15 protein-coding genes are annotated in these 13161 nt (G+C 61.1%); 2 read left to right on the top strand and 13 right to left on the bottom strand.

All coding sequences use genetic code 11. The annotated features are described in order from the left end of the window. Nucleotides 1-387: 387 nt before the first annotated feature. Together JOD78_RS28040 and JOD78_RS17820 are read right to left on the bottom strand one after the other, a co-directional pair. Nucleotides 388-660 carry a hypothetical protein gene (locus tag JOD78_RS28040; RefSeq protein WP_075259113.1) on the bottom strand — a complete coding sequence of 91 codons (273 nt, stop codon included), beginning with the start codon at nucleotides 658-660 and terminating at the stop codon, nucleotides 388-390. 322 nt (nucleotides 661-982) lie between these two features. Beyond that, nucleotides 983-2110, bottom strand: a complete 1128-nt coding sequence (locus JOD78_RS17820) for a cupin domain-containing protein (protein WP_209567208.1) — start codon at nucleotides 2108-2110, stop codon at nucleotides 983-985. A gap of 225 nt (nucleotides 2111-2335) precedes the next feature. On the opposite strand from JOD78_RS17820, the gene JOD78_RS17815 reads away from it, so the two are divergent. Continuing rightward, nucleotides 2336-2878, top strand: a complete 543-nt coding sequence (locus JOD78_RS17815) for a peptidylprolyl isomerase (protein WP_088754969.1) — start codon at nucleotides 2336-2338, stop codon at nucleotides 2876-2878. 164 nt (nucleotides 2879-3042) lie between these two features. Here JOD78_RS17815 and JOD78_RS17810 read toward each other — a convergent pair whose 3' ends face one another. Together JOD78_RS17810 and mutS are read right to left on the bottom strand one after the other, a co-directional pair. After that, the gene (locus JOD78_RS17810; RefSeq protein ID WP_204725761.1) at nucleotides 3043-3984 is read right to left on the bottom strand and encodes a hypothetical protein; all 942 of its coding nucleotides are present in this window, start codon (nucleotides 3982-3984) and stop codon (nucleotides 3043-3045) included. Between the two features lie 54 nt (nucleotides 3985-4038). Further along, on the bottom strand, nucleotides 4039-6690 hold the full coding sequence (gene mutS, locus JOD78_RS17805; protein ID WP_245202194.1) for a DNA mismatch repair protein MutS: 2652 nt from the start codon (nucleotides 6688-6690) through the stop codon (nucleotides 4039-4041). Nucleotides 6691-6930: 240 nt separating this feature from the next. Between mutS and JOD78_RS17800 the strand changes: the two genes are divergently transcribed. After that, nucleotides 6931-8229 carry an integrase arm-type DNA-binding domain-containing protein gene (locus JOD78_RS17800; protein WP_209570845.1) on the top strand — a complete coding sequence of 433 codons (1299 nt, stop codon included), beginning with the start codon at nucleotides 6931-6933 and terminating at the stop codon, nucleotides 8227-8229. On the opposite strand, the gene JOD78_RS17795 is transcribed toward JOD78_RS17800, so the two are convergent. Genes JOD78_RS17795 through JOD78_RS17755 form a run of 9 tightly spaced genes read right to left on the bottom strand, consistent with a single transcriptional unit; the run spans nucleotide 8171 to nucleotide 13092 of the window. Further along, a complete protein-coding gene (locus tag JOD78_RS17795) occupies nucleotides 8171-8443 on the bottom strand; it encodes an AlpA family phage regulatory protein (RefSeq protein ID WP_348534273.1) in 273 nt (90 codons plus the stop codon). The genes JOD78_RS17800 and JOD78_RS17795 overlap by 59 nt on opposite strands. After that, on the bottom strand, nucleotides 8440-9519 hold the full coding sequence (locus tag JOD78_RS28035; RefSeq protein ID WP_245202192.1) for a hypothetical protein: 1080 nt from the start codon (nucleotides 9517-9519) through the stop codon (nucleotides 8440-8442). Before JOD78_RS28035 ends, JOD78_RS17795 begins: the two co-directional genes overlap by 4 nt. Further along, on the bottom strand, nucleotides 9513-9980 hold the full coding sequence (locus JOD78_RS17785; protein ID WP_209570844.1) for a hypothetical protein: 468 nt from the start codon (nucleotides 9978-9980) through the stop codon (nucleotides 9513-9515). The genes JOD78_RS28035 and JOD78_RS17785 overlap by 7 nt, the downstream gene beginning before the upstream one ends. After that, complete coding sequence (locus JOD78_RS17780; RefSeq protein WP_209570843.1) at nucleotides 9977-11851, bottom strand: ParB/RepB/Spo0J family partition protein; 1875 nt, start codon at nucleotides 11849-11851, stop codon at nucleotides 9977-9979. The genes JOD78_RS17785 and JOD78_RS17780 overlap by 4 nt, the downstream gene beginning before the upstream one ends. A gap of 12 nt (nucleotides 11852-11863) precedes the next feature. Next, nucleotides 11864-12142 carry a hypothetical protein gene (locus JOD78_RS17775; protein ID WP_209570842.1) on the bottom strand — a complete coding sequence of 93 codons (279 nt, stop codon included), beginning with the start codon at nucleotides 12140-12142 and terminating at the stop codon, nucleotides 11864-11866. Between the two features lie 2 nt (nucleotides 12143-12144). Further along, on the bottom strand, nucleotides 12145-12405 hold the full coding sequence (locus JOD78_RS17770) for a hypothetical protein (protein ID WP_209570841.1): 261 nt from the start codon (nucleotides 12403-12405) through the stop codon (nucleotides 12145-12147). Further along, nucleotides 12402-12542: a hypothetical protein gene (locus JOD78_RS17765; protein WP_209570840.1), complete on the bottom strand. Its 141-nt coding sequence runs from the start codon at nucleotides 12540-12542 to the stop codon at nucleotides 12402-12404. The genes JOD78_RS17770 and JOD78_RS17765 overlap by 4 nt, the downstream gene beginning before the upstream one ends. Then, nucleotides 12539-12835: a hypothetical protein gene (locus JOD78_RS17760; RefSeq protein WP_209570839.1), complete on the bottom strand. Its 297-nt coding sequence runs from the start codon at nucleotides 12833-12835 to the stop codon at nucleotides 12539-12541. The genes JOD78_RS17765 and JOD78_RS17760 overlap by 4 nt, the downstream gene beginning before the upstream one ends. Then, on the bottom strand, nucleotides 12832-13092 hold the full coding sequence (locus tag JOD78_RS17755) for a hypothetical protein (RefSeq protein WP_209570838.1): 261 nt from the start codon (nucleotides 13090-13092) through the stop codon (nucleotides 12832-12834). The genes JOD78_RS17760 and JOD78_RS17755 overlap by 4 nt, the downstream gene beginning before the upstream one ends. Nucleotides 13093-13161: the final 69 nt, after the last annotated feature.

The following is a 13161-nucleotide window of genomic DNA, read 5'->3' as shown; positions in this document are numbered from 1 at the left end:
CTGCGTCAGAAACAATTTGTTTCTCTTTTTCTTCAGCTTGATGGGCCTTGATTTGATCCCGGTCCGCGGTTCCGTCTCGTCTGCTGCGATATTGTGTCTTCGATAAGAAATGCGGCTTCTGCGGGCTTGTCAGGTCCTTGTCAGTGGGTGAGCCAGGATTGAATGCGGCGATGCGTTCCTGGGCCGTTCTGAGCGGTTTGCGCTGGATCAAACGAGGGCAATGTCCGGGAGATCTGAAGTGAAGGCTGCTTCACGTGCCAAGTGAAGAGAAAAGACAGTGATATGAAGTTTCGGACTGGAACGCCCGGCAAAAACAAAACGACAACAAAACTCGGGACGAAAAAAAACCGGTCTTGCGACCGGTTTTTTCCGAAAATAATCCGAAGATTACTTGGCCGGAGCGGCTTCAGCCGGCTTTGCATCAGCGGCCGGAGCGGCAGCGTCAGCAGGCTTCGCATCAGCAGCCGGAGCAGCGGCGTCAGCCGGCTTGGCAGCGTCAGCAGCAGGAGCGGCGTCAGCCGGCTTTGCATCAGCAGCCGGAGCAGCAGCGGCCGGAGCTTCAGCAGCAGGAGCAGCAGCAGGTGCCGGTGCTTCTTCCTTCTTGCCGCAAGCAGCCAGGGCAACAGCCAACAACGAAGCGATCAACAGAGTCTTTTTCATGAATATTCCTTCAATATTTAAAAATTGTGCGATGAATAATTACCGGTAATTATCGCTCTACTGGGAGGCTTTCGCCGCGGGTAAGACCTCACGGTCGGGCTTCGGTTCTTGCTTCTTTTTTACTGCCGAAACAACGCCTGACAACGAAAACTTTCCAGCCCATCATTATAGCTATTTTTTTCCGGAATCACATCGCCACTATGGGAATTCGTAAGAATTTGTAAGAACTTACATCCCTTTTCAGCGGCCCGGAAAGTCTTGGCGCAAGCCGCTCTCCGGGATTTTCTAAAGTAATTTCGAGAAGTGTCCGCAATAAATTTCATTAATCTCGAATGATGTCGAGCCAGCCACTTTCATGCCATTGGTGCAAGGCTTCCAGCAGGTCTTCGGAGGCCAGGTCGAGGTCGGATTTCTCCAGCACACGCGAGTCTGCCAATCGCGCCAGGATCCCCTTGTCGCCGCGATTGACCTGGAAGGATTCGCCATTGATGAAGACGTGAGAGCCACGGTACAGCATGCGCGTCTTGCGATGCAGCGCCAGACCGCGTTTCTTCGCGCCCTGGAAAAAGCGAGCAAAAGATAATTCCTCGGTCCGTGCTTCGAAGAAAACGCTGGGTTTGGGCTCTGACAGATGCTCGCCCAGGAAGATGGTGATGTCGTCGTCGGTGAAGCGGATCTTGTTGAGCTCGTCGCGGATGCGCGCCACCATGTCCAGTGGCAATTCGGCGGGCTTGGCGGTGGCTTTCAGGTCAGGATCTTCATAGCGGCCGGACAGGTCGATGGTATCCATCATGAATTCAAGGAAGGATTCGCCCAGTTCCTGGTAGGCTGGCGAGCGGAAGCCGACCGAATAGGTCATGCATTCGCCGATGGCCACGCCGTCGTGCGCGTATTGCGGCGGCAGGTAGAGCATGTCGCCCGGTTCCAGCACGAATTCCTGTTCGGCTTGGAAGTGGCTGAGGATCTTCAGCGGCACGCCTTCTTCCAGCGTCAGGTCGTCTTGCGCGCTGATGCGCCAGCGGCGTTGTCCGTGGGCCTGCAGCAGGAAAACATCATAGGAATCGAAGTGCGGACCGACGCCGCCGCCATCGGTGGCGTAGCTGATCATCAGGTCGTCCAGGCGTGCATCGGGCACGAAGCGGAACTGGCGCAGCAGGGCATCGGCGGCCGGATGGTGCAGGTTCACGCCCTGCACCAGCAGGGTCCAGGCCTTTTGCTTCAGGGGCGGCAGCTTGTTGAAGGGGCCGTGCTGCATGTCCCAGCCATCGGTGCGATGGGTGATGAGGCGCGATTCGACATCATCGCGGCGGGCCAGGTCGAACAGTTCCTGGCGCGGCAGCGGCGCGGTGAAATTGGGGATGGCGTTGCGGATCAGGAGCGGCTTCTTGTGCCAGTAGTCACGCAGGAATTGGGCGGGCGTGATGCCGCCGAGCAGATCGAGTTTTTTCATGGTCGCCATTATAGAGGTGCCAGCGCAGCCGTACGCCATTGGCGGCGGCCAAGTTTGATGCAGGTATAATCGCGGAGTCGAGATACCGTTTTTGAAAGCGTCCTTGCCTCGCGGGAATGGCAAGGGGATGGTTCTTAGGCCCCAACCCGGGTGGCAGGTGTCCCGCGCGACGCTTCCGCAGCAGCTGCCGCTCCCGCACCACTATCGATACAAAGGACCCTTACGATGAAGATCGCGAAGAATACCGTCGTTTCCGTCAACTACAAGCTGTCGGATGCCCAGAACAACCTGATCGAGCAAAGCAGCGAGCCGATGGTCTACCTGCACGGTGGCTATCACAACACCCTGCCCAAGATCGAAGAAGCGCTGGACGGCAAGGAAGTCGGCTACAGCACCACCATCCAGGTCGAACCGGAAGATGCCTTCGGCGAATATGATTCCGAGCTGGTCAAGATCGAGCCGGTCGAGCGCCTGCCGCAACCGCTGGAAGTGGGCATGCAGTTCGAAGGTTCGCCCGATGACGACAGCGAAGAGTCGGTCATCTTCACCGTCACCGAAGTGGCGGACGGCAAGGCCGTGCTCGATGGCAACCACCCGCTGGCCGGCATCGCGCTGCGCTTTGAACTGGCGGTCACCGAAGTGCGCGCCGCCTCCGAAGAAGAAGTGGCCCACGGTCACGTCCACGGTGCCCACGGCCACCATCATCACCACGATGATGAAGATGAAGGCGACGCCGGCGACCACTTCCGCAGCCAGCCGCTGAACTGATCGCTGAATTCTGATCGCAGCGCCGCAAGCCGATCCCGGAAATCGGGATTTTCCTTCCGGCGACCATGCAAAAACGCCCGCAGATGCGCTCTGCGGGCGTTTTTCTTCATTTAAACCGTAAAAATCCGTTTACCGGCAAGGATCTTGTACCTGGCATCGGGCAGCTAGCGCCGTTCTCCATCCGCATCTGCCACCGCAAACAGCTGTGGCAGATGGTCATCCACCACCACCTTGAGCCAGCGCTCACCCACGCCCACGCTGCCCAGGTTGCCGGTCCAGAGGATATGGGCGGGTGCCTTGTTCTTGCCGCCCTGGGCATGTACCACCAGCACCCGCCCCTGGAACTTGCCGGCAAGCTCGGAGAACAGCTTGCGCGTCTCGGCAAAGCCATCGCGCTGGGTGCGGAAGAAGGAACGCTTGGGCGGCGGACCGAAGGGATTGCCATCACTGAAGAAGACGATGGCCGCGCTCTTCTTCAAGGCGGCAAAGGCGAACAGATGCTGCAGCCAGTTGCGGTTGGCGATGAGGCGGTCCTCGAACTCATTGTTGCGGCCGCCATCGAGCAGGAAGTGATTGTTGGCCGCCGGCAGGTTCACGGTGGCAAAGAGCACGTTGCCGATTTCCCAGCGGGTGTTCTCGGCATAGCTGCGGAACTTGGGCGTGAGCGACTGGCGCAGCATCGGCAGCCGGCTCGCGCCCAGCGAGAATTCGCTGGCATAGAAGATCTCGCGCATGCGGGCCAGGCGTTCGATGGCGTCCGAGCGGTTCTCGCGGTCGCGGCAGGTGATCCAGTCGCTGCCAGCCAGCGACACGAAGATGCCGTTCTGTGCCTGCGAGAGCATCTCGTGGCGCTCGGCATAGAGCGCGTCATCACAGCTTTCGGAGGGGGATTTGATGCCATTGACCACCACGAAGGCGAGGTTGTCGGCATCGGTCTCGGTCAGCGCCTGGCGCAGCGCCTGGTCGCCCTTGACGCCGGGCGCGGCATGGTTGATCACGCCGAACGAGAAATCCTGCCCGGCGGCCTGCGCCGCACCGCCCGCCATCAGGATGGCAGCGGTGAAGCAGGTGCACAGCAGGATGCGTCGGATCGGGCGGATCGGCATGCAGTCTCTCTGCGGTTCAAAGGGCGGCACGAAGCCGGCGTCCCCGTGGTGTTGTTATTGTCCCCGGCTCAGGGCCTTCAACTGGTAGAGCGCATCCAGCGCCTGGCGCGGCGTCAGGGCATCGGGGTCGATACCCTCCAGCGATTGCAGCAGCGCCTGGGCCAGCGGATCGGGTTCGACCGCGCTGGCGGGATTGCGTTCATGGTCCGCTTCTTCAGTTTCCTCTTGCGTTTCCATGAAGGAAGGGGCGCTGAACAGGTCGAACTGCGGCGTCGGCTGCATGGACTGGCTTTCCAGCGCCGACAGATGCTTGCGCGCCGCGCGGATCACCGGTGCCGGCACCCCCGCCAGCTGCGCCACCTGCAGCCCGTAGCTCTGCGAGGCCGGGCCGCTCTGCACGGCATGCAGGAACACGATGCTGTCCTTGTGCTCCACGGCCGACAGGTGCACGTTGGCCGCCGTCGGGTGGATCTCGGGCAGTTGCGTCAGTTCGAAGTAGTGGGTCGCAAACAGCGTGAAGCTGCGCGTCACGTCGATGAGGTGCTTGGCAATCGCCCAGGCCAGGGCCAGGCCGTCGAAGGTCGAGGTACCGCGTCCGACCTCATCCATCAGCACCAGCGAATGTTCGGTGGCGTTGTTGAGGATGGAGGCCGATTCGGTCATCTCCACCATGAAGGTGGAGCGGCCCCCGGCCAGGTCATCGGCAGCGCCGATGCGGGTGAAGATGCGGTCGATCGGTCCGATCACCGCGCTGGTGGCGGGCACGAAGCTGCCCACGTAGGCCAGCAGCGTGATCAGCGCCACCTGGCGCATGAAGGTCGATTTACCACCCATGTTGGGACCGGTAATGAGCAGCAGCTTGCGCTCGGCGGCGAGCTGGCAGTCATTGGCGATGAAGCGTTCGATCTGGTTCTCCACCACCGGATGGCGGCCTTGCTCGATCTGGATGCAGGGCTCATCGACCAGTTGCGGCGCGCACCAGTTGTTGCGCACGGCATGGTCGGCCAGGGCCACCAGGGTGTCGAGCTGGGCCAGCGCATGGGCGATGGATTGCAGGCGCACGATGTGCGCGCCCATGTCATTGAGGAGCTGCTCGTAGAGGAATTTCTCGCGCGACAGTGAACGTTCCTGCGCTGAGAGCGCCTTGTCCTCGAAGGCTTTCAGCTCGGGGATGATGTAGCGTTCGGCATTCTTCAGGGTCTGGCGGCGGCGATAGTCTTCCGGCACCTTGTCGGTCTGGCCGTGGGTGACCTCGATGTAGAAGCCATGCACCTTGTTGTATTCCACCCGCAGGTTGGCGATGCCGGTGCGTTCACGCTCGCGTGCTTCCAGTTCCAGCAGGTACTGGCCGGCGTTTTCCGACAGGCCGCGCAGTTCATCGAGTTCAGCGTCATAGCCGCGCGCGATCACGCCGCCGTCGCGCACCATGGCGGCTGGCTCCAGCATGATGGCGCGTTCCAGCAGGTCCAGGCATTCCACGGGCGTGGCCAGGTCTTCGTGCAACTGGCCCAGCAGCGGTGCTTCAGCGTCGCGGGCGCACATCTCCACGTAGGCACGCAATGAACCCAGCTGCTGCAGGCCGCTGCGCAAGCCCGCCAGGTCGCGCGGACGGGCCGAGAGCAGGGCGATGCGGGTGGTGATGCGTTCGATGTCGGGCACGGCCGCCAGCGTGGCCGACAGGCCCGAGCAGGCATCGGTGCGCATCAGTGCATTGATGGCGGCATGGCGTTCGCGCGCGACTTGCTGGTCGCGCAGGGCGTGATGCAGCCAATGGCGCAGCAGGCGCGAGCCCATCGCGGTACGGCAGTGGTCCAGCGTGGAGAACAGCGTCGGGGCCAGGGCATTGGCATCCTGCGCGCGGATGGTTTCGGTCAGTTCCAGGTTGCGGCGGGTGGCGGCATCCAGGCCGATGAATTCATTTTCGGATTCGACCGTGAGCGTGCGCACGTGCTGCAGGCCGCGTCCCTGGGTCGATTGCGCATAGCGCAGCAGGGCACCGGCGGCACAGATGGCCAGGCCCAGGCCATCGGCACCGAAGCCGTGCAGGGTGGCCACGCCCAGTTGATCGAGCAGGGCCTTCTCGCTGCTGGGCTGGTCGAAATGCCAGTCCGGCACTGTCACGGCGCGGTTGGGCAGGAGCGGCTCGCACTGCTCCAGCTGGCCATCGGCCACCAGCACCTCGGCGGCCGAGATGCGTTCCAGTTCCTGCTTCACGCGGCCATCGAGCAAGCTGCTCTCGACCGTGAATTCCATCATCTTCAGCGCGCCGCTGGCCATGGACAGCCAGGCCAGGCCGACCTGCATCTGCTTGCGCGACTTCGAGGGCAGCAGCTGCATGGCCAGCAGGCAGCGCTCGGATTTCTCGGGCAAGAGGTCGGAATCGGTCAGGGTGCCGGGCGTGACGACCCGCACCACCTTGCGCTCCACCGGGCCCTTGCTGGTAGCCGGGTCGCCGATCTGTTCGCAGATCGCCACCGATTCGCCGAGCTTGATCAGGCGTGCCAGGTATTGCTCCACCGAATGGAAGGGGACACCTGCCATCTTGATCGGGTTGCCGTTGGAGGAGCCGCGCTGGGTGAGGGTGACGCCCATCAGGCGCGAGGCCTTTTCGGCATCCTCGAAGAAGAGTTCATAGAAATCGCCCATGCGGTAGAACACCAGCGTGTTGGGATGGTCGGCCTTGATGCGCAGGTACTGCTGCATCATTGGCGTGTGACGCGAAACCTCCTGTTCGCTAAACCGTTGATTTAAGGCTGAATTTTCTTTAACTACTTGATTCATAAGGGCTTTGCTGTTTCGTGTGGCGTAAATGGTTTCCCCGCCAAATATCGTAAAAGGAAGTGTTCACTTCGCTTTTAGCGTAAGTTTTTCGACTCGCCTCGGGGCGAAGTTACGCTACAATCCCGGCGCATCACACGTGTGGTGAAAAGTTACGCCGGAGGGGGCATGTATTTTGACGCAAGGGCGGCGAAGCTGCTGCAGCCTGGTCAGCACCTGGTGGTGCCGGATCATCCTGGGCTTCGCCTGCAAGCCACCGAGTCTACACGGACTTGGGTCTACCGCTATAAGAGTCCCGTCGACGGGAAGATGCGCCAGGTGAAGATCGGTGCCTGGCCGGCAATGTCGGTCGCGGCCGCGATTGTACGTTGGGAAGAGCTGAAGGTCGAGCGCGATGCCGGCGTCGACTTGGCGGTGCAACGCCGAGACGGTCGCAAGCAGGCGCAGGAGTTGGCTGATTCGATGAAGGAGTCGGAGAGGCTGACCAGCCTCTCCGTCGCGGAAGTTTGCCGCTTCTACCTCGAGGGCCACATCCGCGTGAACCGGATGGATAAGGGCTACCGTGAGGTGAAGCGCACCTTCGATACCATGCTGGGAGAGTTCGGAGATCGGGCCGCAATAACAGTCAGCCGGCGCGATGCCTTCGCTTTCCTGCAGCAGTTCCTGCATATCCCGGTCCAGGGCGCTAATCTCCGGCGCGAGCTCGGTGCCGCCTGGTCATACAGCCTCGACGCCGGCAACCTTCCGGACGATACCCCGAATTTTTGGCGTGACATCATGCGTGGGCAGTTCCGGAGCCGTGGCCACCAGGTGCGCGGTGAGTACCGAGGAACGGACAAGCGGGTGTTATCCGAGGCCGAGCTGGCGCTTCTAATCCCATGGCTGCCAAACTTCACCGCCACCAACGAAGACATCCTGACCATGTATCTGTGGACATGCGCACGGGGCACTGAGATCTGCCAGATCCACAATAGTGAAATATCTGAAGAGACTGATGGCTGGTGGTGGACGATACCGAAGGCGAAAACGAAGAATCGGCGCCAGGGTGGCGCCACTGACCATCGCATCCCGCTGGTCGGCCGGGCTCTTACAGTCGTCAAGCGTCGGCTGCAGGATCCGGTGAACGGCTACCTGTTCACGGGGCGGAAGGGCGAGGTGTGGGAGCAGAAGAACGTGGGGGTGGCAGTGCATTATCACCGGCCAGAGAATAAAAGTAGGCCGGAGGCGCAGCGCAAGCGCCTGCCAGTATCAGGCTGGGCGCCCCATGATCTGCGCCGGACATCCCGGACGCTGTTGGCTGCGATGGGGTGCCCGGAGGACATCGCTGAAATGATCCTCGGGCATATGTTGGAAGGCGTGCGGGGAGTCTACAACCGCCACAAATACGACAAAGAAAGGCGCGAGTGGCTCACGCGCCTGTCTGAACGGCTGGAGCAGATTGCTGCTGGCGGCGACCAGGCTTCTTAGCTCCGGTGTTGGGTGGTGGTGGAAGATCTGAGACTGGGCGGTTTTCAGCCCACTCCAGAATCTCCTTCACCAGCCATCCAACACGACGGCCACCAAGGTGGCGCGGAGCCGGGAACGCTTGCTCACGAACCATTTTCTGAATCGTCGTCTCGCTGAGCGTCGTCGCGGCGCAAAGCTCGTCTATGTCGAAATAGATCTTCATCGGCGCGATCACGATTTCCCTCCTTCTTCTGCTGGCTCGCAGCGTGCGGCGCGGGCGGCGTCAATGGCTGCGCGCAGTGTCTTGCCATGGAACTGCTGGCCGGACTTGCCCTTAATGAAGTGCAGGCCGAGGACGACGCCGTGATTGAAGTCTGAGCGCTGCTCGTCAATCCAGTGCAACCGCTCCGCATCCAGCTTATCCGCCATCGGCAAGGAAGCGAACATCTTGCGGATGATGGCGACAGCCTCATCGGTCACGCCGTTGTCATCGAATGCCTCACACTCGTCCAGTTCTCGGATGGCCGACTTGACTTGATCATCGGTCGGCGCCCGCCCGACAGGCAGCGCAAGAGAGGCAGCATACTGGCTGGCATACAGATGCAGCATGTCCGCCGTGTATAGGGGCTCACTGCCATCGCCCGAGCCGTTGTAGTGCGTCTCAGGAAGCGGAGGCAGGGTGCGCTGGGCAAGCAACTTGCGGAGCGCCAGATACTCGCGCATGAGCTGAACGATTCGGCCATGGCCCATGAAGTGTGGGCCGTTGTTGGCATTGGTGTATGCCTCGATCCATACCTGGATGCCATCCAGCGGCGTGAGCTGTAGGCCAATCACTGGGCGGGCATCCCCGATGGGTTTTCCCAGGGTCCACAGGAACATGCAGAAGTTCGCCACATCGCGCGGATCGCCCTTCTCGACGTGCTCGCGCAGCATATGGGACAGTTCAACGGGATCGCATTCCTTCCAGCCGCTGCGACCTTTGGCGCGTGCGTCAGCCAATTTCGCCTTCATCGCCTCTGCGAACTGGTCCACTGCGATATCGTCCGGATGCTTTTCGGTCGGGGTGATATCTGCTGCCACCTGTACCGAGACGACAGGGTGCACTGTGCCGCGCACGCCCAGGATGATATTGGCGCCCTTGTTCAGCGCTTCCAGCTCGGGCGGGGTCGGCTCCCAAGCCGAGAACATGAAATTCCCCTCCGCCGTTTGGACATCGAGGACCGGTAGAACGCCGCACGACATATCCTTACCGTCCCAGTCCGCTGGTGCACCGAATTGGCGAGTGAAGTCGTCTATGCACTTAATCAGCATGCTTCCTCCGTCATACTTTGAATGATGGTCGTGGTGTAGTGCTCCGTCATCGGAAGCGTCTCTTGCTTGAGGATGGCCAAGTCGCGGCGCACTGCGTCGACATCGGACTGGAAGATCATCACGCCGTAGGAGAACTTGTTCGCCAGCTGGTGGAGTGACTGCGTCGGCATGTCGCGGCCACTGATTCTGGCGTGTGCGTCGTAGAACTCCGCAAAGCCCTCGATTGCGCCGGCCAGGTTGTACCAGGCATGCCCACTCGGCGCGCGGTAGACGGCACCATCCTTGTCGGCATCGATGTCGCCAGTGGTCTCCAGCGCGGTGAGCAGATCCTCCACCGGGCCGAAGGTGGCTCGCATGCGCCACGGCATCTGTGCCATCGTCAGGCTGCCGTGGTCGCGGACGACCTGGTGCTTGTGCTTACGGGCTGCGCGCTTCGCCCTGCTGCGCAGATGGCCGCTCACAATCCTTCCTTCGACTTCGGGAAGGGCCACGCAGCGGCGGGATCAGCCTCTGGTGCTGACGCGGCTTTTTTTGGGCGGGCAGGCTGCTTCTTCGTGGCCTTGGGCTTGGGCGTGTCGGCATGCTCTTCGGCCGGCTCTTCCTTGGCAGGCGTCATTGCCTCGGCAAGCTCCTGCAGCGGCTCAGCGAGGTGCTTGTCTCGCGCCAGGTCGATGTCGATGCCGCAGATGTTTCCGAGCTTGATGAGGATCTGGTAGTGCTGATAATTCCACTCTTCCCATTCATCCTCGAACTTGATCAGGCCACCATCAATGGCGCCGCCGTAGACACTCGGAATGTTGCTGAGTACCGCGTCAAGGTGCAAGCGGCATATATCCTCATCGGAGGCGTGCTCGACCAACTCCTCGACGGCGGCTGCGTCCATAAAATCGACGTTATAGGACTCATCCACTTTCTGCGAAAAACTGAGTTGTTCGGAGCGCGCAGCCTGTCCTGCTGAGAACACAGCCAGAGTCCGGTAGATCGGAAGTAAGGTCTGCTGATCGACGAGATCCTTGATCTCCTCCAGGAGCTCTTCATGGAAAGCGTTATAGGCCTTGGCGATCTTCCAGTTGATATCAACAACACGTTTGCGTAGAACGGCAGCGGGGTCTTCCTTTTCCGTCGCTTGCTTCTCCTTCGCCAGTTCGACGCGCTGTTGCTCTTCCTGCCTTTCGAATTCCTCTTCCTCTACTTCGGTTCTAGCCAGGCCAGCCTTCTCAAGAGCAGCTTGGATCGCTTTCTTCGCATAAAGCGGAAACGCCTTCTCATCCTCCATGTAGTAGGCGGCTGGGGTTGGGTAATCAGACTTCTGCAGGCCGGACTGACTGAGTAGGTTCGAGGAATAGCTCACAAGGCGCTCGAACTGGTGCATGCGGGCGTGCTCGCCGGAGACGAAATCAGTGCCGGGGAAGTCGTTATTGGCGTCGACTCGGCAAGCAAAGACGGGGATCTTGCGCTTCAATGCCGTGGCAACGACGGCTTTGTGATGCGCAGCTTCCTTGGCTTCAAAGCAGTCAGGATCCGTGCAGAGGTCTGCCGTCACTCCGGGAAAATCTTCGGGGCTATTGATGGTCCGCTTCGGGCACTCGGAGCATGCGCCGCAGGCCTTGATCAGTTTGGCATCCTTCAGCGAGAAATCCGCCTCGCTCAGGTCCAGCATGTAGCGGTCTTCGATGTGCTGCTTGGCTGCGCGAAACGACATCGGCTCATTCGCACCGCCGTTGCTGACGATTTCGGCCATGGCCTTCTCCTGCAGGGCCGGTACCGGAATACGCGCGACCAGGAGGGCCGTCGATGCCGGCACCTTGCTCTCGACCACTAGGGATTGCGCGGTGGCTGACAGGTTCAGCAGCTTGAGGCTGCCGTAGATCACGCCGCGCTTCTTCCCGAGCTTCTTGATAATGTCATCGACCGAGAAGTGGAACTCGTCCATCAGGCGCTTGATGCCCTGAGCTTCTTCCAGCGGCGCTACGTTCTCGCGCTGCATGTTCTCGACCAGGCGGAAGGCTGCCGCCTCTTCGTCGGTCATCCTCTTGACCATGCCGGGGACGTGGTCCAGCCCGGCAATGATGGCAGCGCGCAAGCGCCGTTCGCCCGAGACCAGTTCCAGCATGTCAGGCCGGTCCTTCGCCTGGCGGAAAAGGATTGGCTGGTTGATGCCATGTTCTTTGATGCTCTCGGCGAGCTCTTGCAGGGTGTCGTCATTGAAGGTCTGGCGCGGCTGATAGTCGGCGGTGACGATGCTGGTGATGGGGATGTTGCCGAACAGAGGCTCGGTGACTTTCTCCCAATCGAAGGGAGCGGCGGGCTGGGTGTGGTCGATGACTTCCATGAGGACTCCTCGTTAGTGAACGGTGGGAATGCAAAAAATCACGGCGCCAGCGAAACCATCGCGAGGGTTCTCGATGTCGAGGCGCCAGTAAGTGCAGCCAGGCCTGACGGGCTGGCAAAGTTGCGGAATGCCCAGCTGGTAGCCAGCGGCGAGCATGTCGTTGAATTCATCCAGGAGCGTGCGGGCCACGTCCTGGCCGAGCAGCGGAGAGCAGCCAGCCTTCGATGTGATCGCAAGGCCCAGCTCCTGGAGCGTCATCGTGGGACGGGCAGGGGGATCCAGGCGGCGCATGGTCAGTCCGTCCCGCCAAATGCGCGGCAAGCCTTGCGGCGTGCCTCTGCCGTTTTGGTGCCCGCAATATCGGCGGGCCACTCGACAGCGCAGAGGGCGCGCAGCTGATCGACCGGAGGTTTCTCCTCGATGGCCATCTGCCGGCCGAGATCAACAAAGGCCTCCAGCTCGGGGCCGTTCTTGGTGAAGGCCTGGGCCATCAGGAGCAGGTAGACGACCGCAATGGCTGCGATCAAGCGGATGAGGGCGGTCCGGATACTCATGCGGGCCTCACGGAGACGGCGCACGGCCAAAACTGATCGAGTGCAGACGTATGCACTTCCTGCCAGTCCTGGGCGATGTAGTAGAGGCGCAGGGAGGGCTTCTTCTCAAACGAAATGGTGGCGAGGAAGGCTTTCATGCTGCGCTCTCCTTGATCTGGCAATCCAAAAACGCGGCAACCTTCGGAGCGTCCTTCGCGGCGATGTCGAACGCCGTATCTCCTATCCACAGAGCCCAAACACTGCCGCCGACGCATTCAACGCGCGCGTTCGCGAGTGCTTGTCCACTTGCGTAGGCCAGCATTTGGCTGGGGCGTGCCTTGGAGGTGTAGAAAAGGGATGCCCAGCAACGGGTTTCGCAGCGAGATACCGATAAATGCAGGGCTTTGATCGGTGTCGAGACCTGGAGTCTCTGGGTTTCGGGCGCGCTCATGCATTCCTCGCTTTCGTCCAGGCAGAAGGGAAGACAGGGACGCTGCGGTCGCAGGGGCCGGTGCCGAAGGGGATCTTGGCGGCTCGCTTCGCTACGGTCTTCTGGCAGATCACGCAATGGCCGTACTGCGTCAAGGCCTTGGCGGTGGTCTGTTTGCCGCATGCGCACTTGTGGCGCACGTGCGAGACATGGAGGGTCTTATGGGTGATAGCGCGGAAGCGTGCCTCGGATTCCGGCGCCAGGTGGAAGCGAGTCATTTGGCGCCTCGCTTGCTGGCTGCGGCTGCGATGGTCTGCGCTTCAGTCGGGGTATGGCCAAGCGGCCAG

It is taken from the genome of Herbaspirillum sp. 1130 (genome assembly GCF_017833835.1).
Taxonomy (GTDB): domain Bacteria; phylum Pseudomonadota; class Gammaproteobacteria; order Burkholderiales; family Burkholderiaceae_D; genus Herbaspirillum; species Herbaspirillum huttiense.
This window is presented reverse-complemented; position numbering and strand designations above follow the sequence as displayed.